General features: G+C 53.7%; 16 protein-coding genes. 11 read left to right on the forward strand and 5 right to left on the reverse strand.

Annotated features, from left to right (window positions below; all coding sequences use genetic code 11):
• The first annotated feature begins 26 nt into the window (after window positions 1-26).
• On the forward strand, window positions 27-461 hold the full coding sequence (locus KJS40_RS03415) for a universal stress protein (RefSeq protein WP_025040269.1): 435 nt from the start codon (window positions 27-29) through the stop codon (window positions 459-461).
• A gap of 384 nt (window positions 462-845) precedes the next feature.
• Window positions 846-1427, forward strand: coding sequence for a gamma-glutamylcyclotransferase (locus KJS40_RS03420; protein WP_025040268.1), 582 nt, complete (start codon window positions 846-848; stop codon window positions 1425-1427).
• 162 nt (window positions 1428-1589) lie between these two features.
• Here the strand turns inward: KJS40_RS03420 and rsgA are convergent, their stop codons facing one another.
• The 3 genes from rsgA to KJS40_RS03435 all read right to left on the reverse strand — a co-directional run bounded on the left by rsgA (window position 1590) and on the right by KJS40_RS03435 (window position 4283).
• Window positions 1590-2477: a ribosome small subunit-dependent GTPase A gene (gene rsgA / locus KJS40_RS03425; RefSeq protein WP_244859687.1), complete on the reverse strand. Its 888-nt coding sequence runs from the start codon at window positions 2475-2477 to the stop codon at window positions 1590-1592.
• Window positions 2474-2815: a 4a-hydroxytetrahydrobiopterin dehydratase gene (locus tag KJS40_RS03430; RefSeq protein ID WP_213539077.1), complete on the reverse strand. Its 342-nt coding sequence runs from the start codon at window positions 2813-2815 to the stop codon at window positions 2474-2476. Before KJS40_RS03430 ends, rsgA begins: the two co-directional genes overlap by 4 nt.
• Before the next feature lie 211 nt (window positions 2816-3026).
• The gene (locus tag KJS40_RS03435; protein ID WP_213539078.1) at window positions 3027-4283 is read right to left on the reverse strand and encodes a M48 family metallopeptidase; all 1257 of its coding nucleotides are present in this window, start codon (window positions 4281-4283) and stop codon (window positions 3027-3029) included.
• A 98-nt stretch (window positions 4284-4381) separates the two neighbouring features.
• Here KJS40_RS03435 and orn point away from each other — a divergent pair, with 98 nt between their 5' ends.
• Complete coding sequence (orn, locus tag KJS40_RS03440) at window positions 4382-4927, forward strand: oligoribonuclease (RefSeq protein WP_213539079.1); 546 nt, start codon at window positions 4382-4384, stop codon at window positions 4925-4927.
• Between the two features lie 272 nt (window positions 4928-5199).
• The gene (gene glgP, locus KJS40_RS03445; RefSeq protein ID WP_213539080.1) at window positions 5200-7752 is read left to right on the forward strand and encodes an alpha-glucan family phosphorylase; all 2553 of its coding nucleotides are present in this window, start codon (window positions 5200-5202) and stop codon (window positions 7750-7752) included.
• A 146-nt stretch (window positions 7753-7898) separates the two neighbouring features.
• Here glgP and glgA read toward each other — a convergent pair whose 3' ends face one another.
• A complete protein-coding gene (gene glgA, locus KJS40_RS03450; RefSeq protein ID WP_213539081.1) occupies window positions 7899-9380 on the reverse strand; it encodes a glycogen synthase GlgA in 1482 nt (493 codons plus the stop codon).
• A 375-nt stretch (window positions 9381-9755) separates the two neighbouring features.
• The gene (glgB, locus tag KJS40_RS03455; protein ID WP_213539082.1) at window positions 9756-11969 is read right to left on the reverse strand and encodes a 1,4-alpha-glucan branching protein GlgB; all 2214 of its coding nucleotides are present in this window, start codon (window positions 11967-11969) and stop codon (window positions 9756-9758) included.
• 299 nt (window positions 11970-12268) lie between these two features.
• Between glgB and KJS40_RS03460 the strand changes: the two genes are divergently transcribed.
• From KJS40_RS03460 to KJS40_RS03490, 7 genes are all read left to right on the forward strand, one after another.
• Window positions 12269-12622: a carbonic anhydrase gene (locus KJS40_RS03460; protein ID WP_025040260.1), complete on the forward strand. Its 354-nt coding sequence runs from the start codon at window positions 12269-12271 to the stop codon at window positions 12620-12622.
• 281 nt (window positions 12623-12903) lie between these two features.
• The gene (gene glgC, locus KJS40_RS03465) at window positions 12904-14124 is read left to right on the forward strand and encodes a glucose-1-phosphate adenylyltransferase (RefSeq protein WP_213539701.1); all 1221 of its coding nucleotides are present in this window, start codon (window positions 12904-12906) and stop codon (window positions 14122-14124) included.
• A 117-nt stretch (window positions 14125-14241) separates the two neighbouring features.
• Window positions 14242-15945 carry a glycoside hydrolase family 57 protein gene (locus KJS40_RS03470; RefSeq protein WP_213539083.1) on the forward strand — a complete coding sequence of 568 codons (1704 nt, stop codon included), beginning with the start codon at window positions 14242-14244 and terminating at the stop codon, window positions 15943-15945.
• A gap of 179 nt (window positions 15946-16124) precedes the next feature.
• A complete protein-coding gene (locus tag KJS40_RS03475) occupies window positions 16125-18158 on the forward strand; it encodes an alpha-amylase/4-alpha-glucanotransferase domain-containing protein (protein WP_213539084.1) in 2034 nt (677 codons plus the stop codon).
• 253 nt (window positions 18159-18411) lie between these two features.
• Window positions 18412-18735 (forward strand): ferredoxin FdxA, encoded by a 324-nt coding sequence (gene fdxA / locus KJS40_RS03480; protein ID WP_025040257.1) that lies wholly within the window; start codon window positions 18412-18414, stop codon window positions 18733-18735.
• Between the two features lie 25 nt (window positions 18736-18760).
• Complete coding sequence (locus KJS40_RS03485; RefSeq protein ID WP_213539085.1) at window positions 18761-21541, forward strand: PD-(D/E)XK nuclease family protein; 2781 nt, start codon at window positions 18761-18763, stop codon at window positions 21539-21541.
• Window positions 21538-25149 (forward strand): UvrD-helicase domain-containing protein, encoded by a 3612-nt coding sequence (locus KJS40_RS03490; protein ID WP_244859688.1) that lies wholly within the window; start codon window positions 21538-21540, stop codon window positions 25147-25149. Before KJS40_RS03485 ends, KJS40_RS03490 begins: the two co-directional genes overlap by 4 nt.
• Window positions 25150-25204 lie beyond the last annotated feature (55 nt).

Raw genomic sequence — 25204 nt, forward strand, 5'->3', positions numbered from 1 at the left:
CATGAATCACTATAAGAGGAGTTCTAATGTACAAGAAGATCATGGTAGCTATCGCCGACGATGAAATTTCCCGCAGCGCATTGGAAGAGGCCCAGTATATCGCAGCTACCGATGGAGCCGTACTGTGCATCGTCCATACCGTGACGAAAGGGATGAAAGGGATCGACGATGACGGGGCTGATAACCGAAAAGCTGGAGCGGCGCTGCTGGAACGTGCCAGGACTACGGCAACTACCGATGCGACGCCAATAGTGGAAACCCGTTTACTGGACGCGGAAGAAAGATATGGCCGGACTGCCATCATGGAGGCCATCGCTGCTGCCGTCACGGAATGGGGGGCGGATCTGGTCGTTGTGGGTACGGAAGGCCGTCGGGGTCTGGAGCGTTTGGTCACCGGTTCTGTGGCAGAGCAATTGGTGAAAACTGTCGAAATTTCAATTTTGCTGGTTCGTCCCCACTAGGAGCATCTCAAAAGGCAGAAAAAATTTTATCCAGGGTGTGAAGAATCTGTGGTGAATACATAAAATAGTTGTGAATTTGTGAAGAATGTGTATACTTCACGTTAAGTATTTGTGAAGTAGTTAAATACCCTTAGTCCGTTTAAAAATGTGTCAACAAGCGGTTCAAGAGGGGAAAAAATGTCAGGGAAGTGCGATTTGGTGGTCGAGCTTCTTTATAAGATGGACGAAGCAAATGTTCATCTCGGTGTAAAGATCGGCATGAAAGCGTAATTCTTACCCTGGTTGTCATATAGTCAGTAACACATTTGTCATTGAGTGACGAGTTACACATGCAGAACTTGGGCGTTTTACTTTAACCAGCTAACCTATTTATAGGCATCCATCATGCTAACATCGACTAACACATTTCTTTATTTCGCATACGGCGCGAATATGTTCTCTCGCAGGATAAACGCCTCGAATATCGCGCCATCAGCGGTAGCAGTAGACATTGGCTTTATTGAAGGACGCAGGTTTACCTTTGGAAAGGTCAGCCGTGACGGTTCCGGGAAAAGCAATATCGAAGCAACCGGTAATCAGAGAAATCGGGTTTATGGCGTTCTCTATAAGATCAACGTAAAGGATAGAGAAAGCCTGAATCAGGCGGAAGGCCTTGGAACAGGCTATAGCGAACTGAATATACCGGTCGTTACGTCAACCGGCACACACACCGCGTTGACTTTTGCCGGGAGCTACAAAGAGGCGGTTCTCCGGCCTTACCACTGGCATAAAGCGATGGTTATCCTGGGCGCCATCGAGCATGACCTGCCGAGCGAGTACATCGAATGGCTGCGGATATTCGAAGCGCAGGGCGATGCCAACGTAGAGCGTTGCGCCGAGAGAGAAGCGCTGTTGTACGGTGATTTGCCTCTAGCGCGATTCGAGGTCGATACAGATGTGCGTCGGGCGGCGGTCAACGAGGTCTAAGACGAAAGCGGTTTCCGTTTCGGGAACATTAATTCTGCGGGAGGTACTTGTTAAAGTACCTCCCGTTGTTTTTCCAGAATACCTGCTCTTTTCATTTAGATCCATGTTGCACCAGTTAAGCCCATCCTGCTCACGATATGGGATGAAGTTATATAGGGTGAGCTATTTAGCCAGCTTTTGATAAAAAGCAAGGCGTCGAGCGCTGATTTTGCCTTCCTGAACAGCCTGCACAAGCGCGCAGCCAGGTTCATTCGCGTGGCGGCAATTATTGAACCTGCATAGCCCCATGTACTGGCGAAATTCAACAAACCCCCACGCCAACGCATCCCTGTCAATATGGTGAAGACCGAATTCCTGCATGCCGGGAGAATCGATTATCCGGCTATTGTCGTCGAGGTGGTAGAGTCGCGCATGGGTAGTAGTATGTCGTCCGGTATCGAGCGCAACGGAAATACTGGAAGTGGCGCGCTCCGCCGCGGGGATGAGCGCATTGATAAGAGTAGATTTGCCCATTCCGGACTGACCTACCAGGACACTGAGATGACCGTGCAGATGGGGTAATAGCGGTTCGATATTTGTCTTCGCGCTGAGTTGCAGCGACGAATAGCCAAGTTCCCGATAGAGGGAAAGGATGTTGGAAGCAGTGTTTGTGGGCTGGATCAGGTCAGCCTTGTTAAGTACGATCAGTACTTTTATGCGCTGGTTCTCAGCAGCAGCAATGCAGCGATTGATCAATTCTTCGCTAAAACTCGGCACCGCAGCCACCACGATAATAACCTGTGTAATATTGGCGGCGATGAGTTTTTCGCGGAAAGCATCGCTACGATACAATAGGGCGCTACGAGGCATTATGTTTTCAATGACGCCTTGCCCCGATTCAGTCGGCTGAATCTCCACCACATCGCCGCATGCCACGCCGCCTTTTTTTCCACGCATTACACACGACAGCGCTGCGCCGCTTACGGTTTTAACGAGAAAAGATCTGCCGAATGCAGCGACTATCTGTCCGGTAATCGGCGACGCGGTTGGACCCTGCCGAATTGTTCTCAAATGTTGAATAGAGTATCGATTTTCGCTGCGCAAATGAAGTCATTCTCGGATAACCCATTGATTGCATGGGTGGTATACTCGACCTTGCATCTATTGTAACCGACCATGATGTCCGGGTGATGATCTTCGCGATGGGAAATCCAGGCAATGGCATTAACAAAAGCCATGGTCTGATAGTAGTTCTTGAAATTATAGCTTTTTCTAATTATCTTATCGAAAAACTCCCACCCCTCGAGCTGCTGCATCAGCAGCGTTATTTCATTGGGAGAAAGCGGGGGCATGTTGCCCTCGCAGGGTTTGCATTGCTTTCTGATGAGGTCGTTGGCAGTGGCGTTCATTGTTACTCCCGCTGGTCAGTTTGAAAAATAGCTAGCCTGGATGTTTCATAAATTCGCGTGATGATTGCGCAGGATTTTGTTTTGTAGGGAGATTTTGTGAAAGAGTAGCGTAGTTATTCATACGCCCGACTGAACGAAATTTTCATACGAAATAAAAGACCAGCAAGGGCGCGCGTCAATTTATGAACATCCGGGCTAATACTCCAGAAGTTCAATTATGCGCCAGGTTTTGCAGACGCGCTATTCTCATCGCGGCGGGCGGATGGGAATCATAAAATGCCGAATGCAAGGGATCCGGGGTCAACGTCGCGGCGTTATCCTGGTAGAGTTTTATCAGTGCGCGTATGAGGTCGGTGGCCGAGGCATTACCTGCAGCATACTCGTCAGCCTCGAACTCATGCTTGCGCGAATATAGACTTGCCACCGGTTGAAACAGAAAAGTAAACGTGGGCATCACTAAAAAAAACAGCAGCAGCGCCATGGCGGAGGAAGACACGTGTGAAACGGAAACGCCTAATCCCGCGTAAAACCAGTCCTGCTGCATCAAGTAGCCCAGCGCCCATAAAAATATAAGGCTCATGGCAAACGTCCATACGATACGTTTGATAACGTGGCGTCGTTTGAAATGTCCCAATTCATGCGCTAGCACCGCCTCGATCTCGGGCGTATCCAGACGAGAAAGCAACGTATCGAAAAAAACGATCCGCTTCGTCCTGCCGAAGCCGGTAAAATAAGCGTTGCCGTGGTTGCTGCGACGCGAACCATCCATTACGAAAAGACCGCTGGATTTAAAGCCGCATCGACGCATCAATTGTTCAATACGTGCCTTGAGCGGAGCATCCTCAAGCGGGGTAAACTTATTGAAAAGCGGCGCGATCCAGGTCGGGAAGATGGCGAGAAGCACCACGTTGAAGCCCATCCATGCAAGCCAGGCATAGAACCACCAGCTCGGCCCCATTTTCTGCATCAACCATAAGATACCGAGTAGCAGCGGGAAGCCCAGCAGTCCTCCCAGTAGCGCGCGTTTGATCAGGTCGAGAAAAAACATGCGGGGACTCATCTTGTTGAAACCAAATTTTTGTTCAATAACAAAAGTACGGTAATAACCAACCGGGATTCCTGCTACGCTCATCATTAGCGCCGCGCTGACAATGAGCGCTATGCCGTGTATCAACGGGTCGCTAAACCAGTTTGACCAGAAATCCGCCAAGGCATTTAATCCGCCGCCCAAGGTAAGTATAAGCAAAAGCAACGTATCGAGCGTTATGCTGATATATCCCAACCGCGTTTTGGCACAGGTGTAGTCAGCCGCTTTTTGATGTGACGCTAATGTAATTCGCGAAGAGAAATCGTCAGGCACATGATCGCGATGGGCGAGAACATGATGGATGTGCCGTGTTGCCAGCCATATCCGCGCTAAAAAAGCAAGCGTCAGGGCGGCAAGAAAGAGGGTCGTGAACGTTTGCATGGTCTATAGGTGGGCGAAGCGGCAACGCAATGAAAGGTGACGGGTCAGTACCGATATGACACAATTACACGTTGAAAATTCAGTAAAGTGATCTAATTATGGCACAAGACAACAACAACCTCATCTGGATAGATATGGAAATGAGCGGGCTTAGTCCGCAGGATGATCATATCCTCGAGGTCGCTCTCGTGATAACGGATTCTCAATTGAACCTGGTGGCGGAAGCGCCGGTGCTGGTTCTATCTCAGCCCGAAGCGGTGCTCGACGGCATGGACAACTGGAATAAGTCTACGCATGCAAAATCCGGCCTCGTGGACAAGGTGAGATCTTCCAGCCTGAAAGAAGCTGAGGTGGAGGCGTCCATGATCACGTTTCTGCAAGATTATATTGCCACGGGAGTCTCTCCCATGTGCGGCAATTCGATATGCCAGGATCGGCGTTTTCTGGCACGCTGGATGCCCCAGCTGGAGTCCTATTTTCATTATCGTAATCTGGACGTAAGCAGCCTGAAGGAATTGGTAAAACGTTGGAAACCGGAAATCTCGGCAGGCTTGACAAAGCAATGCAAGCACGAGGCGCTGGCGGATATTTACGACTCCATTGCCGAGATGAAATACTATCGCGAGCACTTTCTCCGAGCATAGCGCTAAATAAGCCTGAATCCGGTAGATGGACGGGGGAAAGTGTTTCATTCCAGGAAGTTGCACCGCAGCCACGTGCCGCAAAAACCGTGCAATTCACCCCCGTAGCGCCCTCACCCGGGAGGTGAGCGTCAAATAATATGAAATATTGTTATTTATCATAACGCTGATCTATTAAATGAGCGGTCAACTACCGGATTCAGGTTAAATCCGGCTACGCGATTCCCCCCTCGGCTTTCGGGTTGAGGCAACTCTTCACTTATCGAAAATTACCCATGTCCGGCACCGTATTCACTATTGCTGTCAATCCAAAAATACCTCCCCGCCTGGCGCGGCTCGAGGAACTGGCAAATGATCTCTGGTATAGCTGGGATCGCGCTACGCGCTCGCTATTTTCCCGACTGGATCCCAGTCTTTGGGCGACAGTGGGGCACAACCCCAAAGATTTTCTCAAGCGCGTGGATGAGTCGCTGCTGCTGAGAGCCGCCGAAGACCAGGTATTTCTCGCCAATTACAACAGCATTCTTTCGGCTTACGATTCATATCATTCGGAACCGGTGCGAAACGGCGCAACGACCGGTTTGCACCCTGATGATCAGGTGGCATATTTTTGTTTCGAGTTCGGTTTCCATGAGAGCTTTCCAATCTATTCGGGTGGCCTCGGTATCCTGGCAGGTGACCATTGCAAAGCAGCGAGCGATTTGCGCTTGCCATTGGTCGGCGTGGGTTTGCTCTACCGTCAGGGATATTTCTTCCAGACCATCGATAATTTGGGTAATCAACGAGTTATTTATACAGATTCGGATTTTGAGGATTTGCCCGTAGCGCCCGTGTTGGGCAGCAATGGTTCGGAAATACGAATCGAAGTGGAAATGCCGCAACGCAAGGTCGTCGTCAAGGTCTGGCAGGCGAAGATCGGTCACGTTACACTTTACCTGCTCGATACGAATTTAGCTGAAAATTCGCCGGATGACCGCGATATCACGCATCAACTCTACGGCGGCGACCGGAACCTGCGCATCAAGCAGGAGATCCTGCTTGGCATTGGCGGTGTCCGGGCGTTGAGGGAGGTGGGAATCAAGCCAACGATATGGCATATCAATGAAGGGCATGCTGCGTTCATGATGCTGGAACGTATGCGTAATCTGGTGCAGCAGGGGCTGGATTTCCCGAGTTCACTGGAGGCAGTGGCGGCAAGCACGGTGTTCACAACCCATACCTCGGTACCGGCGGGACATGACCACTTCGGCGATGACATGATGGCTGCCTATTTCGAAGGGTTTTACCGTGATCTTGAAATTACCCGGGAAGAATTCATGGCGCTGGGTCGCGTTCGCGGCAGTCACGATTTCAACATGACAAATCTTGCCATTCATGGTTCGCGCTTTCAGAACGGCGTGAGCAAGATACATGGCAACGTTTCCGCGCGAATCTGCAGGGATTTGTGGCCACAGATCGAGCCGGAAGAAAATCCGATGGAACATATCACGAACGGCGTGCATGTGCCGACCTTCCTGGCTCAGGAATGGCCGGATTTATTCGACCGTTATCTCGGCTATGAATGGCGTAACCATATGTGTGATACCGATTACTGGTCGCGTATCAACGCCATTCCCGATCACCTGTTCTGGAGCGTGCGGCAAACCCTGAAATCACAGATGCTATATAGCATACGTGCTCGTCTCGCCGTCCAGATTTCCCGTAATCATGGTTCTGAAGCGCATCTCGACCGCCTGCTGAGATTCACTGATCCTATAAACCCGAACATTCTGACACTCGGCTTCGCTCGCCGTTTTGCCACGTACAAACGCGCAACACTGCTATTTGACAATCTCGACTGGTTGCGCAGGATCATGCTCGATCAGGACCGCCCAGTTATCATAATTTTTGCAGGCAAGGCACATCCTGCCGATGTTCCGGGACAGGACCTGATTCGTCATATCAACCAGGTTGCTCAGATGCCTGAATTTCAAGGACAACTTCTGTTGGTCGAGGATTACGATTTGCGTCTCGCCCGGCGGTTGGTGGCCGGAGTCGATGTGTGGCTCAACAGCCCGGTATATCCGCTGGAAGCAAGTGGGACCTCAGGCATGAAAGCAGGTATAAACGGTACGCTCAACCTGAGCGTACTCGATGGCTGGTGGGGCGAGGGCTATAACGGCAGGAATGGCTGGGCGATCAAGCCCGGGCCGGAAAATATGGATCTGGCGCGGCGCGACAAGGAAGAGAGCAGGGATTTTTACGAAACGCTGCAGGACCACGTCGTGCCGCTCTACTATACCCGCGATAAATTGGGTTACTCCTCGGGTTGGGTAAAAATGGCGAAGGACTCGATGATGTCGTTGCTGCCGCGTTACACGGCCGCGCGCATGGTAAGCGAGTACACCCAGAAGTTTTATGTACCGGCAAGCAAGCAGGGAGCGCTTTATGCCGCCGATGACTTCAGCGGGGCGAAGAAAGTCGCGGCCTGGAAAGCTTTCGTGCGGAAAACATGGGAAGGCGTAGCGATTCGTCGATTGAATACACCATGCAAGCGTATCAGTTTTGGTGATACCGCGCAGTTTGATGTCGCGGTAAGGTTGAATGGTTTACAGCCTGAGGACGTGATAGTGGAAATGTTGATTTGCCGTCAGCGCAATAAGGTTACGCTGCGCGAGTTCAATCATGTCAGGTTTGAATTCAGCGGGATCGAAGAATCGGGCGAGCACCTGTATTCACTGAGCCTCACTCCGAATTTATGCGGAAAGCTGGACTATTACATACGCGTTTATCCATATCAACCTTTGCTGACGCATCCATTTGAAATGGGCATGATGGTGTGGGTGTAATTTTTCTTTTTTTCAATTTGGTCCAAGGGTTTGTCAGCTCCATGCTTTACCGCCCAATGCGGTCATGAAATAAAAACCTCCCCGTGATTCAAAACGCTGAATAAGTCTCCAGGTTTCCCCGTGATTGTTCTATCTCGACCGGGAGCTCAGGAGAAAAGCGACAGATAGATTTGCCGGTACGCAGCAGCGCTCGAATGCCAGCTGAAATCTTTTGTCATGCCATTTTTCTTCAAGCGGCACCACACTGATTTATCGTGATAAGCAACGGCAACCCGCTGTATCGCACTGAGAAAACTGTCGGCGGTCATGTCGTGGAACAAAAAACCACTGGCATTTTTATCGGCCAGAGTTGCGGGCGTGCAATCGACTACGGTGTCGCGCAAGCCGCCGGTTGCGTGAACCAGCGGGGGCGTACCGTAGCGCTGGCTATACATCTGATTCAGGCCACACGGTTCGAAGCGGGAAGGCATCAGGAAGCTATCCGCGCCCGCTTCTATCAAGTGGGCAAGTTTTTCTTCGAAGCCGATACGGACCGCCATTTTCCCCGGATAATTTTTCGCCAGCCTGGTGAACTCCTGCTCCAGCGCGGTTTCACCGCTGCCCAGAAGCACAAGCTGGGCAGGTATTTCGGTCAACCGCGCTGCAACTTGCAATAAAAGATCGTAACCTTTCTGATAAGTAAAACGGCCGACGGCGCCGAATAACGGAATATGCGGATCGGCAGCCAACCCCAGCAATTGTTGTAATGCGGTTTTGTTGTGCGCTTTGGCTGCAAGATTGGTAATAGCGTAATTTTGCGTAATATAGCGATCAGTAGCAGGGTTCCATTCCGAAGAGATACCATTAATGATTCCACTGATGTGCCCGCGTCGCGCAGCCAGCAGACCTTCCATGCCGAAGCCCAGTGGTGTCGTCTGAATTTCTTCCGCATATGTCGGGCTCACAGTAGCGATATGGTCGGAATAATGGAGCCCCGCCTTGAGAAACGACATATTGCCATAATATTCCATGCCATTTATATCGAAACTTTCGGCAGGCAAACCCAGTTGAGCCACCGTATCGGGCGGAAATATGCCCTGGAAAGCGAGATTGTGTATAGTCATCAGCGATGCCGCTTTTTTCCCTCTATGGAAATGCAGATAAGCCGGTACCAGGCCGCTTTGCCAATCGTTGCAATGAACAACTCGTGGGCGCCAGACGAGCGGGCTCGCATCACTCGCCAGAATTGCGCCAATTTTCGAGAGAAGTCCGAAACGCAAGGCATTATCCGGCCAGTCGCGCCCAGCATTATCCACGTATGGCCCCCCTTCCCGCTGGTACAGTACGGGGCAATCAATGATGAAAATGGGAAGAGATGCGGATGCGCCCAACGGCAGCTTTGCGGATAGCAGCGTCGACGGCGGAAATGGGGATTGATCCCTGAATTCGGCTATCTTTTGCTTTTTTTTGAGACCCGACAGCACTTGCGGATAGCCTGGGATGAGTACACGTACGTCGATCTTCAATTGGCGCAACGCCAGCGGTAGCGCCGCGCTGACATCCGCGAGACCCCCGGTTTTACTCAGAGGATAAATTTCCGGCGTGATAAACAGAACACCGGGGTTGGGATTTGATAAAGCTCGTGGCATTGCGGTCCACCGATTAAGATTTTCTTGGAAAGAGTGAGAAATGAGGCTCAGTCCGGAATTTCACTGATTTCCATCCGACACCGGCCGGTCGAGTAAAGCGCATCGTCTTGATGCCGCTATTCATCAGAAAAGGAATAAGCGGGCGCAGCCCACCGCAAGTTATCCCTCGCGGTTGCTGTGCCAAATGAGCTTGATTGCTCGGTACGCTTTGCTACTGCTGTGTTGGGACGGCAGACGGCCGGTAGCGCCCCGTTAAATTAACGTATCTTCCCGAACTCGACCGAATCAAGCATTTGTCGGGCGATTATCGATCAGAAGCGCGATGGGCCGTGCGGCAAGCTCCACCTCATCCATTCATATCACGCCGGGAGAGCATTATCCAAGCGAAAGAATGATTCCTGCAAGTGGCGGGAGACTGATAACGATCGAGTCGGGCCGACCCATCCAGGGTTCGCCGGTCGTATCGATGCGCCCCATGTTGCCCAGATTACTGCCGCCGTAGTGTAAGGAATCGCTGTTGAATAATTCATGGTACATGCCTTTCGCAGGGACACCGATGCGATAACGTGTGCGCGGCACAGGCGTGAAATTGAGAACGATCAGGACGAATGAGCCATCGCATGCGCGGCGCAGATAGCTTATGACGGAGTTGTCGGCATCATGGCAGTCTACCCACGCAAAACCATCAGGCAAGAAATCGAGTTGGTGTAATGCGGCGATACCGCTATATAAATGGTTGAGGTCGCGCAGCGCAGCCTTGACGCCGCGGTGCTGTTCGTCGCGTAATTGATCCCAGTCCAGTTCCCATCCCGAGTTCCATTCACGTCCCTGGGCGAAGTCGCTGCCCATGAAATTGAGCTTTTTACCGGGATAAGTCATCTGATAAGTAAATAGCAGGCGTACGTTTGCGAATTGCTGCCAGGCATCGCCCGGCATTTTGCCCAGCAGCGATCCTTTGCCATGCACTACTTCGTCATGTGAAAGTGGCAGGACGAAATTTTCCGTATACGCATACAACTGGCCGAAAGTAAGTTGGTCCTGATGGAAGCGCCGATAAACCGGATTATTGCGCATGTAGGATAGCGTATCGTTCATCCAGCCCATATTCCATTTCATGGAAAATCCCAGACCGCCAGTATAGGCGGGACGAGATACCGCCGGCCATGAAGTGGATTCTTCCGCCAGCGTCAACGCACCCGGAAATTCCTCGTGTACCATAATGTTCAGTTCGCGCAGGAAATTTATAGCTTCCAGATTTTCCCTGCCGCCGTATTTGTTGGGTAGCCATTCACCCGGCTTGCGTGAATAGTCGAGATAGAGCATGGATGCAACAGCATCCACGCGCAACCCATCAAGATGAAATTCCGCTAACCAGAAATGGGCGCTGGACAATAGAAACGATTTCACTTCGTTGCGCCCAAAATTGAAGATATGCGTTCCCCAGTCCTGATGTAGTCCAATACGCGGATCCTCGTGCTCATACAATGCGCTGCCATCAAATCGGGACAACGCAAATGCATCTTGAGGAAAATGCGCCGGCACCCAGTCGAGCATTACGCCGATACCCTCCAGATGACAGGCATTGATGAAATATTTCAGGTCGCCCGGTGAGCCAAAACGACTGGTGGGTGCGAAATAGCCGGTCGTCTGATAACCCCAGGATTCATCGAGCGGATGCTCTGAAATTGGCATCAGCTCAATATGGGTGTAGCCCATTTCACGCACGTAAGGAATCAGATGCCGGGCGAGTTCACGGTAAGAGTAAAAACGTCCATCAGGATGCCGCTTCCAGGACCCGACGTGAATTTCGTAAATATTCAGCGGTGCGTGCAACCAATCCCACGTTGCACGGTTTATCATCCATTCGGCATCATCCCATGCTGTTTCGTCGACCACGGGCGTGCGCGCCGCATTGTTGGGGCGCAATTCATAGTGCCTGGCATAAGGATCGGTTTTAAGAAGGATCGTGCCGCTGTCGCGGTTGCGTATTTCATATTTGTAGAGTGAATCGGGGGGGAGGCCGGGAATAAAGAGCTCCCAAACGCCACTGAAGCCATGAACCGCCATCGGATGCACTCGGCCATCCCACCGGTTAAAGCCGCCTACCACACTCACGCGCTCGGCATTAGGCGCCCATACCGAAAAAAGTATGCCGGCGATGCCCCCTCTTTCCGCGATATGCGAACCCAGTGTTCGATAAGCTTGCCGTAACCGGCCTTCATTGAACAAATAGACGTCATAATCGGAAATTTGCGGCTGGAAGGCATAGGCGTCATAAGTTTCATACAAGCATGCTTCCGGCCATGCGTTACCGTCTTCGACGCGCAATAGATATGGCATGGACGGCAATGCGGCGCCGCGCCATTCGAAAATCCCGGCGGGATGTGCCCGCTTCATCGCCTCCAAGCTGCCCTCTATATTGATCCATACATTTATCGCATACGGATAAAATACCCGAATCAAGCCATGGCCATGCTCCATGCGAGCACCGAGATAACTGAAAGGATCATGAAGTCGAGCTGCCAGCAGCGCTTCCAGGGACGGGTTGACTTTGACCGTTACGCCATGATGTGTCGGATCGGATTGCATAAGCCGATTATAGCTTGCGCAAGGATACGGCGATACGGCGGAGTATGGCCGTGAATTGAAATTCTATGCAGGCAATCGCATCTCCCGAATCTCCTGCAACCTTCTTGTCCGTTTCAATGTTCCCCTCCTTTGGGATAACATAAAACCGGACAGATCATTTGCTACAGACCCGGACAGTTTATTTGTTCTCTACAAACTGAAATGGGCTACTTGACGGGGAATATGGAGAGGGGCACAATCTGATTCCCTTCATTGATTCGCTCCAGTATCTTGGGGATAAATAAAATAAGGAAAAACAGATGCATACATGTTCTCACGCTGTGTTTGGATGTATGGACTTTCGGATTCAGGGCACAATTGAAAAATTACTTGAGCACCTGAATGTTAAAGAGGGAACGTTTGATCGGGTGATATGCGCCGGCGGCGCGGCAAATACGGAACAACTTGAAACGCATCTGGAGTTGTCGAAGAGGCTGCATGATAGCCACGTGGCTGTGCTCTCCGTTCACGAGGACTGTGGTGCCGGTGCGGTAAAGGAGGACCTTTACAAGGCGGGGGATACTGCCCGTTCGCTTGGGTTCGAGCCAAAACTGTTCTATATTAAACTTGATGGAACCTGGGAAGAAGTTCAGCCACAGGGAGTCTCTGGATAAGCATCCGAATGGATGCGAGGCAGCCTCGGGCTTTTACAGAGAAGGGATTTCCTGAGACGTAAGAGCCCGCAAATGGCGCCCCGTGTACGGGGCTTCTTGCCACGACGCCTCTGGGGGCGGTTCTTTTCGGTTTCGAGCCTGCACAGCAGGCGGCTCAATTTGAATGGCGCGGTTCAGCCATTGATGAGTGCGTCACCGCGAACTTCTTCAGAGGTGAGATTCTCTAGACAAAAGGAGCTGACTTGCGTTATATCAGCCAGATTACGCGTAATTCGGTAGCGATGATACTGGCTGGCGGGCGCGGTAGCCGCTTGCGACAGCTTACAGACTGGCGTGCCAAGCCTGCCATGCCGTTTGGCGGCAAATTCCGCATTATCGATTTTCCTCTCTCCAATTGCGTTAATTCCGGCATTCGCCGTATCGGGATCGCAACACAGTACAAAGCGCAGAGCCTGATCAGCCATATCCAGCACGGCTGGGGATTTCTCGATGGGCGATTCGATGAATTTGTCGAGTTATTGCCAGCTCAACAGCGCATCGAAGAAACCTGGTATCAGGGAACCGCCGATGCGGTCTATCAGAATATCGATATACTTCGAGTTCATAATCCGGATTACGTGCTGATTCTGGGCGGTGATCACGTTTACAAAATGGACTATGGCAAGCTGCTCGCCGACCATGTCGAAAGAGCCGCCGAGATGACAATAGCCTGCCACGACGTGCCCTTGGAGACGGCAAGCGGACTTGGGATCATGAGCGTCGATGACGAATGGCGCGTCAACGGTTTCGAAGAAAAGCCTTCAGTGCCCACCGCGATGCCCGGCCAGCCCGGGCATGCGCTGGCGAGCATGGGTATCTACGTGTTCAATGCTGCATTTCTTTTCGAACAATTGATTCATGACCATGACGACGAGCATTCGTCCCATGATTTCGGCAAGGATGTGATCCCGTACCTGGTGCCACGTGGAAGGGTATTTGCCCACCGTTTCGTCCACAGTTGTGTCAATATGGCATCGGGTGTGCCGTATTGGCGCGACGTCGGCACCATAGACGCCTATTGGGAGGCGAACCTGGATCTCACCCGTATTACGCCGGACCTCAATCTATATGACAAGGATTGGCCGATCTGGACTCACCAGGAACAATTGCCGCCCGCCAAGTTTATTTTCGACGACGATGACCGGCGCGGGCAGGCGCTGGATACAATGGTTTCTGGCGGGTGCATCATTAGTGGGTCAACCGTGCGCCGCTCGCTGTTATTTTCAAATGTACAGGTACGCAGCTACAGCAGTATCGAGGATTCAGTGATATTGCCCAACGTGGATATCGGTCGCAATGTGCGACTGAGACGCGTCGTTGTCGACAAGAATTGTATAATTCCTCCTGGGCTGATGGCTGGTTTTGACCCGGAGCAGGACCGCGAGCGCTTTTATGTCACCGAAAATGGCGTTACGCTTATTACTCCGGAAATGCTGGGGCAGAAAATACATTATGTCAGATGATAAACGGGATGAAATAAGACAGTGAGCGCATAAAGCGAACAATTTGTGGCGATCGAACAGGTTCCGCGCCGAACGCAGGGCTTGTCCAGACGCCTCCTTCCATCGGGTCAGATAGAAATGCAACCAATACATTTAGTCTTGCTGTGGCATATGCACCAGCCGGATTATCGCAATTACGAAACTGGCGAATTTACGTTGCCATGGGTGTATCTGCACGCCATCAAGGACTACAGCGACATGGTGGCCCACCTTGAAGCGCATCCGTCCATAAAAGCGGTGGTGAATTTCGTGCCGGTACTGCTGGATCAACTGGAGGATTATGCGGCACAGTTCGCGTCGGGTCAGTTTCGGGACCCGCTCTTGCGCTTGCTGGCGACGCCCGATCTGGAACAGGTTTCCGCGCGAGATCGCATACGGGCGTTCGACAGTTGTTTTCGCAGCAATCACGTCACCATGATGCAACCGTACCCGACCTACAAGCGGTTGCATGATATGCACGAAACATTGCGGGCTCGCGGCGAGGCGGAACTGTCCTATCTTTCGGGCCAGTATCTGGCGGACCTGATCATGTGGTATCACTTGGCATGGACAGGAGAGAGCGTACGCAGGACCAATGAAGCGGTAGTGCGATTGATGACGCAGGACAGAGGCTTCAGCCATGCCGACCGGCTAGACTTGCTCAATGTGATCGGGGACTTGATACAGGGATTGATTCCTCGCTATCGCAAGCTGGCTGAATCCGGCCAGATCGAATTGTCCACCACGCCCCATTACCACCCCCTGGCTCCGCTATTGATAGACTTTTCTTCCGCGCGCGATAACATGCCCGACGTGCACTTGCCGGTGGAAAGCTGTTATCCCGGAGGGAAAGGCCGTGTCGCGTTTCAGTTGACATCAGCTATCGAGAGTCATGCGCGTCGCTTCGGGATAACACCCTGCGGCGTATGGCCCGCGGAAGGTGCGATATCAGCGGCCATGCTCGAGATTCTTGCGGACCACGATTGTCAATGGAGCGCCAGCGGGGAAAACGTGCTGGCGAATAGCCTGCGCAAATCGTATGGGGGCAGACCCTTGCCGGAGCGAGGCCGCTACCTCTACAAACCCTATCATGTGGAAGGTAAGGCCAATAGCGTCACGTGCTTCTTCCGTGACGAAAAACTATCCGACATGATCGGCTTCGAGTACTCGAAGTGGTTTGGGCGAGATGCCGCCGAGCATTTGGTGCACTCTCTCGAAGATATCGGCCGCAACGCATTATCCGGGGAAAATCCAGTGGTAAGTATTATTCTCGATGGCGAGAATGCGTGGGAATACTATCCTTACAATGGCTATTACTTTCTCAATGATCTCTACGGAATACTTGAAAATCACCCCGCAATCGAGGTGACTACTTATAAGGATTATCTGGGAAGCATCCAGCAGGCTGATGTCGCCCGCTTGCCGGTATTGACGGCAGGGAGTTGGGTGTACGGAACGTTTTCCACATGGATCGGCGATCAGGACAAAAACCGTGCCTGGGATTTGCTCTGTGCGGCCAAGCACAGTTATGACCTGGTGATGCAAAGCAAACGCTTGACCGACGAGGAAAGAGCTAAAGCCGAACGTCAACTCGCTTCCTGCGAAAGCTCCGACTGGTTCTGGTGGCTAGGTGATTACAATCCGCCGAGCGTAGTGTCGAGCTTTGATCAATTATTCCGGGACAATCTGGCTAATCTCTATTCTTTACTGAAATTGCCGGTACCCGTATCCGTGCATCAGCCTATCAGCCACGGCGGCGGCGTTGTGGCTCAAGATTCGGGCACAATGCGGCGCGCCTCTTGAAGAAAACCTGCAGCGCACTATTGCCGGCGCAAGCCCGAGAGCGATATTTCGACCAGGAAAAGCCAAGTTTGTTTTCCAGGCCACATAACGCAATATGATACATTTCACCTGACCAGCGCCAGCCTGGGCCGGAAGTAGCGGCGCTAGCGAGTGGCTAAGCTTTCTCTGAGGAGAACTCGATGTCCCGATCCGTCTCCCTGCTTTTCGGCGTTCATGCTCACCAACCGGTCGGCAATTTTCCAGAGGTGCTGGCTGATGCCCACCTGCGCTGTTACCAGCCTTTCCTGCAAGTTCTTCACCGATATCCCAGCTTTTGTTTTGCGGTGCATATTTCCGGCTGGTTGCTGGACTATCTGTTTGATCACTACCCGGAAGACATGGCGTTGCTTCGGGACATGGTGATGCGCGGTCAGGTCGAGCTATTCGGTGCGGGCGATACAGAACCGGTCCTGGCTGCGATTCCGAACCGCGATCGCATCGGGCAGATACAGACATTTTCCGATAAGCTGGAGAGGAAGTTGGGGCGGCGCCCGCAAGGTGCATGGCTGACCGAGCGCGTGTGGGAAGCAACGGTAGTTCCGGCGTTAGCGGATTGTGGCATCCGCTACGTGATCGTGGACGATTATCATTTTCTTTGTGCTGGCAAAACAGCGGCAGAACTGGATGGTTATTTCACTACCGAAGAGGACGAGCGCAAACTCGATCTGTTTCCCATCTCCGAAGCGCTGCGTTACCGGTTGCCGTTTTCTCCGGCGGATGAAGCGGTAGCGTACATAGAGTCTCTGGCTGAAAACAGTACAACCGGCCATGGCAATGCCGCTGTCTATTTTGACGATATCGAAAAATTCGGTATCTGGCCGGAAACTTATCAGTGGGTATATGAAAAAGGCTGGCTGGATAACTTTATCCAAGGGGTGCTGGCGTCGCCCATAATTCGTCCCCAGCACTACCGGGACTATCATGCTGCCGAGAAAACCCGGGGTGTAGTGTATCTCCCAACCACTTCATATATGGAAATGAACGAGTGGACACTTCCTGCAGGGCCTGCCAATATTTATGCCGACCTGGTGCAGCAGGCCAAGGCAGTGGGTTGGTATGACGGCAACAAGGCGTTCCTGCGCGGTGGTATCTGGAAAAATTTTTTTTCGCGCTATCCCGAATCCAACTGGATGCACAAACGCATGCTGGGCCTTTCCCGGCGGCTGGCCTCGCTGCCGGAGCGGCAACGTAGCGTTGCCATGAAGCATAAGCTGTATGAGTCCCAGGCTAATGATGCGTATTGGCATGGCTTGTTTGGAGGCTTGTATCTCCCTCATCTCAGGCGCGCAGTATTTAAAGCCATCGTCGAGTTGGAAGCGATGCTCGACGCCTGCGCCCCCCGCCCGACAAGATTTCTGGAAGATACCGATCTCGATGGGATCGAGGAAATGTATTTGCAGACCGGTAAAATCCAAGCGGTGTTGAAGATGAATGACGGAGGTATCATTTGCGAACTGGATTCCTATCTGCTGACGCATAATTTTGGTGATACGTTGCGGCGCCAGGTTGAGCATTATTATCGGAAAATCCATCAACGCGAAGATAGCCCGCATGGGTACAGCGGTGCCGGGATCGCCTCGGCGCATGAACGGCTCAGCTTCAAGAATAAGATAACTGCCGGGGATATGGTGGCCGACGACCACGCTCGTGGGTTGTTCGTGGATCGCCTGAATGGCGATTTCATAACCTATCGGCATGAACCATCCAGTGCTGATGATTCAACCTGCCAGACGGAGGTGTATTCGCAATACGTAAAAAAAAGTATCGCCCTTGCGGGCAACTGGTTGCAGGTGTCATATTTGTTCGCCGCTGAGGCGGAGGGCGTATTCTGTACCGAGATCAACCTTGCAATGCCAAGTTGCGATGGCTGGGGGGGGCGCTATATTTACCGGGGACAAATTCCGGGTGGTTTCGGTCAACTGCTCGAGTTGTCCGCCATGACCGATATAACGCTCGATGATGATGTGCTGGGAGGAAGTGTCGAGCTGAAAGTATCTGTTCCAGCCGAATTGCACGCACAGCCTTATTATTCGGTATCGCAGTCGGAAGAGGGATTCGAAAAAATCATGCAGGCTGTGACACTGAAATTGCAATGGCCGGTGATGGTTGGCGCATTGGTTGTCTCGCTGGCGATCAATGCAAGACAAAACGTTGTGGCGGGACACCTTCCGTAGCCGCGGCGGATAGGTCGGAATTATACCAACGCTCAAGTACAAACGTGCAAAAAGAAAAGGCGGCCGGGCCGCAGCCCATCCTGTAGGGCTGTTATATACAGCGTGGCATACTCCGCTTTCAGCAGCGGTATCCCAGCTTGCTTCGCACCTTAAACCCATACTGGCAGGCTGGTCTGGGTTGTAGAGTTATAGCGGCATTCGTAAAATTTCTGGTAAAATTGAGAATTCTCAAAGAGCCCAGCAAGGATCCGTCATGACCTATGTAGTAACTGAAAGCTGTATCAAGTGCAAATACACTGATTGTGTAGATGTGTGCCCGGTGGATTGCTTTCGCGAGGGGCCTAATTTTCTGGTAATTGATCCGGATGAATGTATTGATTGCACCCTGTGTGTAGCTGAATGTCCAGTGGATGCAATTTATGCCGAGGATGACGTGCCGACGGATCAGCAGCATTTCACCGCACTCAACGCCGAGTTATCGAAAGCATGGAAACCCATCATCGAGAAAAAAGATTCCCCCCCCGATGCCGATGACTGGGCAAAGGTAACCGGGAAACTGGACAAGCTGGAACGCTGATCCGGCAGCGGTCGTTTTTTGCCGCATGTCCTCCATTCTGAATTTCCCCCAAGTTCTTCTGACGGAAATTTTTGCGAGCCGTGACGTCGGCTTAGTAGATGACGTCACGATCGTCACGCCTAATCGGCGACTCGCAGCCGCGCTGAAACGCGAGTTTGACGGTGCGCGGTCAGCGGAAGGCATTTCTGCCTGGGATTCGGCGGATATCCTGCCGATCTCCACATTCATCGAACGTATCTACGAGGACGCGCTTTACTCCGCGCAAGCCTCTCATCTGCCCGCGTTGCTCAGACCAGCTCAGGAGCAGGTTCTATGGGAAGATGCCATTGCCCGTTCGGATACAGGCACGGTTTTGCTTGCCGTCGCGGAGGCCGCACAGCTTGCTCGCGAGGCGTGGCAGCTCGCCCATGCATGGCACTTTATCCCGCGGCTCGGGAATTTCCCGCTGAACGAAGACGGTAAGGCATTTCGGGATTGGTCGCGATACTACGAGGAAACAACCCGCCGCGCACGGCAGATTGATCGCGCACGGCTTTGCGATCTCGTAGCCGGGCTGTGCCTGAGGCCTGAAATCAATAAGCCGAAGCGCTTGATCTGCTATGGTTTCGATATCATTACACCGCAACAGGCAGCCTTGTTGGTCAAGCTTGAGGATGCGGGCTGTGAAGTAATGCTGGCGCAACCGCAGCCGCAACCGCAGTTACAACAGCCGCCGCATAATCCCGGTTCGCGACGTGTGCAATATGACGACGCCGGTGAGGAGATTTATTGCGCGGCGGCTTGGGCACGGGCACGAATCGAAGCAAATGGCTCCGCTCGCATTGGCGTCGTTGTTCCGGCCTTTTCAGAGCACCGAAGCGCCATCCTGCGCATCTTCAGTTCGGTGATGGACCCCGATGTCCAGCGATCACTACCGGGTGCGGCCAAGCGCGTATTGCCGTTTAATGCATCGCTTGGCAAAGCTCTGGTTTCGTATCCTCTGATAAACGCCGCCTTCCTGATACTCGAACTCGGCGAGGGAGAAATCGGATTCGAGCGCGCAAGCCTCTTGCTCCGATCGCCCTTTCTCAGCGGCGGCGAAACTGAAATGGCGCAGCGCGCAAGCCTTGATGCTCAACTGCGCAATCGTACCGAGCCCACAATTACACTTGAACGGCTGCTTGCTCTTATCGAGCGCGAACATGGCGGTGAAAGCTGCCCGGTTCTAGCGGAGGTTCTGTCGGCCTATGCCGAGCTCCGCAAAGTAAAGCTGCGCGGTTCGCAAACGCCCTCAGCGCTGGCCAGGGTTATTTCCGAGGTTTTGAGGATCGCCGGTTTTCCTGGCGAACGCGCTCTGGATTCGGCGGAATATCAGACATTGAAGAAATGGCATGAGGTTCTCGCCGACTTCGCCGCCCTCGGCGGCGTCATGCCGTACGCCAGCTACGGCAAAGCACTATCGCGTTTGCGTCATATGGCTGCCGAGGTGTCGTTCCAGCCTGAGACGCCGAATGTTCCTATCCAGATACTCGGTGTTCTCGAAGCCGCCGGCATGTCGTTCGATCATCTTTGGGTAATGGGCTTGTCTGACGAAGCCTGGCCGCCGCAGCCACGCCCCAATCCTTTTCTGCCGATTGAATTTCAGCAAGCCGCCGGATTGCCGCAGGGTTCGGCCGGCGCTTCCCTGGCGCTTGCGTCCCGGCTTACCGATGCATGGTTGTCGGCAGCGAGCGAAGTCATCCTGAGTCATCCACGGCATGGCAACGGCCGCGATGGGCGGGCGCTCGCACCCAGCCCGCTGATAGCGGATATTGCCGTTTGCGAGCTTGAGCTACCCGATTATGCAAGTCACCGCGACCTGATCCATCGCGCAGGCCGGCTTGAACGCATAAAAAATGACGAAGCACCGGCAATAGGTGCAGGCAATGGCGCTAACGGTATGGCCAGTGGCGGAATGGCGGTGATAAAAGATCAGGCCGCCTGCCCATTCCGGGCATTCGCTGTCCATCGATTGGGCGCATCCGGAACGAAATTGCCGGGCACCGGGCTGGATGCAATGCAGCGCGGCATATTGGTGCATCACGTGCTTGCACAGGTTTGGAGCCAGCTCAAAACCAAAAATGCGCTTGACGCCATGAGTGATGACGATCTGGAAGCGATGCTCATGCTGGCCGCGAAAGACGCGACCGCGCATATCCATCGCGACCGTCCAGCTATGCTTTCAGGACGTTTTGCAGTGATCGAGCAGCGGCGCCTGGTGCGGTTGGCCCAAGAATGGCTCAACGAAGACAAGAAGCGGAATGACTTTGCGGTCGTTGCTATCGAAGACAAGCGCAGCATCGAAATCGGCGGGCTTGAACTGACGACGCGGCTCGATCGTGTAGACGAGCTCAGCGACGGACGCCGTATCATCATCGATTATAAAACGCGGGCGCCATCGGTAAGCGCCATGCTTGGCGAGCGTCCGGAAGAACCGCAACTGCCCCTGTATCTCGTTACTGCCGAACCAGCTGCGGTTGCGGTCGCATTTGCGCAGGTTAAAACGGGAGAGATGCGATTCACGGCACTTGCGCGTGATGGCAATCTGCTGCCGGGCGGAAAAGCGCTGCACGAATCACGCCAGGCTGATCAGTATGGATCGTGGGAAGACCTGGTTTCGGCCTGGCACGCCGATCTTGCCCGTATCGCGGCCGATTTCATCGGCGGAGATGCCAAAATCGATCCCAAGACCTATCCGCACACTTGCCGCTACTGTGACGTGCGATCCGTTTGCCGTATTCATGAACGTGCAGGGAAGGAGCTTATCGAGCAGGAAGAGGAAGGATGAGCAGCACATTACCTATGTTCTCTACGCCGGAACTCGCGCCGCACCAGGGACCCGGCCTGGCGCCGGACTTTGCCGAGCGCCGCCGTGCGCTTGATCCGGCCCATTCCTTTATTGTTCAGGCACCGGCCGGATCAGGCAAAACCGGACTTCTGATACAGCGCTATCTCAAGTTGTTGACGCTTGTGGATGAGCCGGAAGAAATCGTTGCGATTACATTCACGCGAAAAGCGGCTGCAGAGATGCGTGAACGCTTGATGGCGGCGCTTGTCCAGGCACGCGATACGTCCTCTTATCCGTCTGAAACGTTTCAAACCGAGTACGAACGGCTGACGCGAGAGCTGGCTGGCGCTGTCTTGCAGCGGGACGCCGGCGCTGGCTGGCATATTCTCGATAATCCGGCGCGATTGCGTGTCCGGACATTCGATTCGCTGTGCGCATCGTTGACGCGGCAGATGCCTGTGCTGTCGGAGTTCGGTTCTCAGCCGGAAACCATCGAGGACGCGTCCGATTTATATGCCGAAGCAGCGCGTGCCACCATTGGTCTTGTCGAGAACAACGATGCCGTGGCGCAGGATGTCGAGCATTTGCTGGAGCATCTCGACAATGATGTGGTGCGCGTCGAGATATTGCTCATCGGAATGCTGGCCCGACGCGATCACTGGCTGCGGCATATTCACGGCAAGGACCGCGATGAGCTGGAAGGGGCGTTGAAGAACGCACGACATGATGCGCTCCGGCGCCTGTGTTCACTATTTCCCGCCTCGAGCCGGGACGAACTGGTTGAACTGGTGCGCTACGCCGCACGTAATCTGGCAGATAGCGGCAGGGATTCGCTTATCGTCGACTACGCACAACTTTGCGAACTCAGCACGTTTCCTGGCGATGACGAGGGGGATGTTCCCTGCTGGCATGCCATCGCCGAGCTGTTGCTGACAAAAACAAAAGAAGGCGCCTGGCGCAAGCAACACACGGTAAAAGAGGGTTTTCCCCCGGAGCCCAAGGCCAGGAAAGGCATGGCGGACTCATGGAAGGATAGGGCGCGGGCATTGGTTTCGCATCTGGCTGAGCAAGACGACAACGCGCTTTGCCAGGCGTTATATGACGTTCGTGAAAAGCTTCCGCCTCCCGCATACACCGAACGGCAATGGCAAGTGCTCAGCTCGATAATGCGGCTGCTCCCGCGTGCGGTGGCACAGCTCAGGCTCGTGTTTCAAGTCCATAACAAGGTGGACTTTACCGAGGTCGCGCAAGGTGCCCTGCGAGCGCTCGGCGAACCCGAAATGCCTACCGATCTTGCACTCGCGCTCGACTATCGCATTCGGCACTTATTGATAGATGAGTTCCAGGATACATCGATCAGCCAGTATGATCTGGCCGTGAAATTGACTGCCGGATGGGAACCGGGGGATGGCCGCAGCGTGCTGGCGGTCGGCGACCCCATGCAATCCATCTATCGATTCCGCGAGGCTGAGGTTGGGTTATTCCTCCGCGCCCGTGCAGAGGGGATAGGCAATGTGGCATTGCAGCCGAGTGCTCTTTCCGCTAATTTCCGATCGCAACGCGGCATCGTCGATTGGGTCAACGCCACGTTCTCGCAGGTGATGCCGGGGCGGGAGAATATCGCCCTTGGCGCGGTATCTTACGCACGATCCATCGCAACGCGCAGCTTGTTGGAGGGCACAGGGGTCAGCGTATATCCGTTTTTCAATGATGACCACGCAGCCGAGGCGGTAAAAGTGGCGGAGATTGTCGCGCAAGCGCAGTGCGATGATCCCGGCTCCACTACGGCAATCCTGGTGCGCAACCGTAGCCATCTCGGTGAAATCATACCTCGGCTGAAGAAAGCCGGCATTCGCTTTCGCGCGATAGAAATTGAAGGGCTGGCGCGCAGGCCCATCGTTCAGGATCTGCTGGCGTTGACCCGCGCACTGGCGCATCCTGCCGATCGAATGGCGTGGCTCGCTTTGCTGCGCGCGCCTTGGTGCGGCCTCACGCTCGCGGACATGCACGCGCTCGTATCGGTGCGTTCCGAACCCGCTTCTGGCGATGTTACTGATGTGGTCGCTGGCGATGCCCAGGCAGACAGAAGAGATGGCGGAGCGAAGCCACCTGATCGTACAGTGTGGGAATTGATCAACGACGACGCCCGCATGGCGTCGGTTTCCGCCGATGGCTATGTCCGGCTTCTGCGCGTGCGGGAAGTGTTGGCGGAATGCATGGCTAATCGTTGCCGCCAATCGCTGCGGAACACTGTTGAGGCAGCATGGCTTGCGCTGGGAGGCCCCGCCTGTATTGAAGATGCGACAGACTTTGAAGATGCCGCGGCCTACCTCGATTACCTCGAAGCAAACGAAAACAAAGGTAGCGTTCTCACCGTCGCTGCCTTGGAGGAAGGGCTCGTCAGGCTTTTCGCGCTACCTGACGTAAAAGCCGACGATACCCTGCAAATCATGACGATTCACAAGGCCAAGGGCCTGGAATTCGATCATGTGATCGTACCCGGTCTTGGTCGCTCATCGCGCGGCAACGATAAGAAGCTATTCATGTGGATGGAGTATTTACGGCCTGCGGTTACCACGGAAGAGCCAAGCGAAGGTAACGACCTGTTGCTCGCGCCGATTCAGGAAACGGGTGGGGAGGCCGACCGCATTTATTCATGGCTGGAGAAACTCGAGGATGAGAAGGAACGCCTGGAGGATGGGCGTTTGCTCTACGTGGCTGCGACACGTGCCAGGCAGCGCCTGCATCTGCTGGGCAGCGCGGGTATACGCGAAGGGAAAGACTCTTCTGAACCTTTTGAGCTGAAACCGTCAGCGGGAAAAACACTGCTGAGTAAAATCTGGCCGATGGTGGAGCATATTTATGCAGAAGCTGCAGCACAAGCGATGTCCTCAGGCGGGTTATTTGCCGTTGATGATAAAGAGCAGCGCGCGGCGGGCGAACATGCTATCGATCAGTCTCTGCGGCGCCTTGTCTCAGGGTGGACACTGTCGGTCGCGCCGCCCTCGGTACAGTGGAAGGCTCAGCGGCAGGGATCGCCGATTCAGGGCGAGATCGAATATTCATGGGCAGGGGAAACGGCGCGCACTATCGGAAACATCGTACACCGCTGGCTGCAGCGCATCGCCGAGGATGGGGTGGGGAACTGGGATGCGCCGAAAATTTCCGGGTTACGGGATATCTTCAAGCGTCAGCTCGCTGCTTGCGGCATGGCCGGCAATGAGGGCGATACCGATGCGGCTGTCAAACGGGTAATAACCGCGCTTACCCAAGCGGTGAGTGATCGGCGTGGACAATGGTTGCTCGGCCCGCAGCGGGATGCTCGCAACGAATTGCGCATGACAACGATAGCCGAAGGCGAGTATATCGATCTCGTCATCGATCGGACCTTTCGTGATGAGAGCGGCCAGCGGTGGGTGGTGGACTACAAGACCAGCAGTCATGAAGGCTCGAACCTGGAAGGCTTTCTCGACAGCGAGCAGGAGCGCTATCGCGCCCAGCTCGACCGTTACGCGGCGCTGATGCGCTCAGTCGATGGCCAGCCGGTGAGGCGAGGGCTTTATTTTCCGATGCTGAAGGGATGGCGGGAATGGGGCGATACGCGGTAAAGTGTTTTTTCCGGCAAGCCATCCTGCAAGCCGCCGTTGTGTCCCTGCGAAAAAG

Source organism: Nitrosospira sp. NRS527 (assembly GCF_018406445.1).
GTDB classification, from domain to species: domain Bacteria; phylum Pseudomonadota; class Gammaproteobacteria; order Burkholderiales; family Nitrosomonadaceae; genus Nitrosospira; species Nitrosospira briensis.